The sequence below is a fragment of the Pseudomonas sp. SST3 genome, from assembly GCF_003325755.1.
On the sequence record NZ_QORI02000191.1, the window covers coordinates 1 to 3,094 of the forward strand.

Genomic DNA, 3,094 nt, shown 5'->3' on the forward strand with positions numbered 1-3,094 from the left:
TGCAAACCACCGCGGCACTGGCTGCACACATACAGCAGAACTCGGCGGCAATTGCTCAGCATGGCAGCGACATCAAACGCTCAGGCCCAGCAACTGAATGCTGTGAAGGTCACGGTTGATGATCCGGTCAGCGGCGTAAGCGCTACAGCGAATGGGTTGAACACCCTGAAGGCTACGGTGACCACGCTGGATGGCAAGGTCACTACCACGGCAGAACGGGTTGATGGCATCTCCTTGCAGGTTAACCCTTCTATGCAGGGTGACGAAGCTGGGTGGCAGGGTTCCGAACAGCAGAGCGTCGGCGTCTGGTCGATTCAGTCGGCGATTATCGAGGGCGACCTGATCCAGGGGCAGCGCACGGACGTACTGGAAGTAAAACATGCTGCGAACTCGGCAGCTGTTCAGTCTGAACAGACTGCACGTATTAGTGCCGACGGGGTATTGGGTAGCAGGATCGATACGGTTATGGCGCAGACCAACGCCAACAAAGCGGCTGTCCAATCCGAACAGATTGCACGTATCAATGCCGATGGCGCTCTCGGCAGCAGGATCGATTCCGTCACTGCACAAACCGACGCCAATAAGGCGGCTGTTCAGAGCGAGACTACCGCGCGTACAAATGGCGATCAGGCGCTCGGCCAACGCATCGACACCGTCCAAACCACGGTAGGTGGCCAAACATTGGCCATCCAAACCAACGCGACGGCTATTCAGACTGTGGAGGGCAAGGTCACGGCCAACTGGTCTGTGCGCATGCAGTACGACGCGGGCAAAGGGCAGTATTCCTATGCCGGTATCGGGCTTGGCTTAGAAAATGGACCGGGTGGGTTGGAGAGCCAATTCATCATCAGTGCTGATCGGTTTGCAGTAGGGCAGAAAAATCAATTTCCATTTGTAATTCAGGACGGGCAGACGATTATTGCTGATGCCTTTATTGGGAATGGGACTATTACCAATGCCAAGATCGGTAATTACATTCAATCTAATAATTATAAGGAGGCGGAGCGAGGTTGGAGGTTGTTCTTCGATGGAACATTCGAAATCAACGGTTCGGTGCCAGGAACAGGAAGAATGCTGATGAATAATCGAGCGATAAAAGTGTTTGATTCGGTTGGTACCCTTAGGGTTCAAATGGGAGATTTGAGTGCATGAGTTTTGGACTTATAACATTCAATTCTACGGGGGCTTCCATTAACACAATGACAGGCCAGGCATTGCGGGTTATAGAGAAGTTTTCGGTAGAGGCACTGACAAAAGGAAGTAAGGCTGTACCTGGGTATGGTCCTGCTAATGCTTATCTCTATTCGATACCCATAGGGTGGGCCGGGCAGGTAGGTGTCTCCGCTTCTCTTTTAGAGGGACAAATAGTCTGGGGCTATGAATGGTACTACCGCCCAGCTTATTTGTGTTCTAGTGTGCTAATTTTGGTGGCGTACAAATGAACTTTGGATTAGCGGTAAGAAATTCGGATGGGGAAATCCTCGTCGACTCTACATTTTTGAATTATTCCTTGGCTGAGTCTGGTACTACGAACTGTGCGATTGGCCTTACTTCTATCCGATTCGCGGCAATAATCACTTCACTCGATCCGCCTATCGCCTGCGCTGCCCAGTGGCTGGGTAAAGGACAAATAGGAGGAATCACACCGATAGGTTCGGTCGGAGCGTGGACAGGTTTTTCTGTTCGGGTGAGGCAAGCAGACATTACGTTGAACTGGCAAGCGTATACGACGAATTTACCCCCTGATGAAGAGTGGTCTTTGTCGGTATTCAACGATGTCAGCAATAGAGTTTTTGATGCTAGTCGGAGAATGCTCACATTTTCTGGAGAGGTATCCGGTAAAGCAGAGGATTGGGTTAGGGTGAGTGGTAGTCCTTTTGTAAATGGTCGTGACGATCTCTATCACTATCGGAAGGCTCCGATAGAGAATGGGCAGTATGTAGCCATAGGGGTACTTCCTTTTGCATTTTTTGGGATTACCAATAGCAGTCGTGGACAGGTATCGGTGGTTACGGAAGTAGGACTGGGTTGGGCTGCTAGTGGAATACCCTTACTATTTTTGGAGTYTTTTTATGGATGCGCCTTCCGGTATGTTTTTAGGTGGTATTCCTGGTGCCGTAGTTTATGACTTTCCTGCGATGCCGATTTTAAATATCTAAAAGCGCTACATGAAGCACAGCTCTAATGAGATGTCCGAGGGGTCTGCGAGATACACGATGCATTTGGCGTTGTTTCACTTGCACCTGAAGGTAGTGGGTGGAACTACAGAGTGAGAGTGAGGGGGGAATGAGCATTGGACGCTAGCAGTGCTCTAGTCATAACGGTTAAGTTAAAAAAAACGCAGCCCTATGAGTGGCTAGTCTCATTTTCTCTACATTGTGAAGTCAGATAACAATCCCAGTAGTGGTACATGCTGTTTTTAACAGATGACTTATGTTTTTAACGTCCGCCGTAGTGCGGTTTTTTTTGCCTGTTTTTGGGAGCTTCAAATGGCACGACAAGAAATTGATCTGGGCACGCGCCCCAGCGGTGTGGGTGGTGATACTCCACGTAGTGCGATGATAAAGCTCAATGCAATGACCGCAGAGTTATATCAGGGGGATGCTTTGGCCAAAGCCAGCGGCTGGGGGGCAAGCGTTCCTATCTCTATGAAACCTACAGATAGCGCCGACGCCCTACCGGCCATCAATGGTTTGTTCATGTTCGGCAATGGTGGGGTTTCGCTCCCGTCGAGCTATGTTTTTATCATTCAAACTGTAAGTGGCGCCGGTGGAGGACATGTACGACAAATCGCTTTCGACTTGCTCAGTGAGCGCGAATGGAGCCGGCAATATGCCCAAGGAACAGTCGCTAAGCCTTGGCAAAGTGGCATATATGGCGAGTTGGATATTGACGCCGCACTCATGGTGCGCGTCGTCTCAAAATCTTTAACCCCTATACTTACGTTGCCAATATCGATGATGTTTCTATTGCCCAAGTTCAAGGGTATGGGTACGTCTCTCTGAATACCGCAGGCACCCTGCCCTCTGGATATGCCTATGGAGTCGTCAACACGGTGCTGAATCCAGGCGACCAGGTGTTTCAGGATTTCGTA

Annotated in this window: 2 protein-coding genes; both read left to right on the forward strand. The window is 50.1% G+C overall.

The annotated features are described in order from the left end of the window. The coding region (locus DQ405_RS26345; RefSeq protein ID WP_168426470.1) for a phage tail tip fiber protein at positions 1-1,152 on the forward strand (1,152 nt) is incomplete at its 5' end. A gap of 1,337 nt (positions 1,153-2,489) precedes the next feature. Then, the gene (locus DQ405_RS26350) at positions 2,490-3,005 is read left to right on the forward strand and encodes a hypothetical protein (protein ID WP_168426471.1); all 516 of its coding nucleotides are present in this window, start codon (positions 2,490-2,492) and stop codon (positions 3,003-3,005) included. Positions 3,006-3,094: the final 89 nt, after the last annotated feature.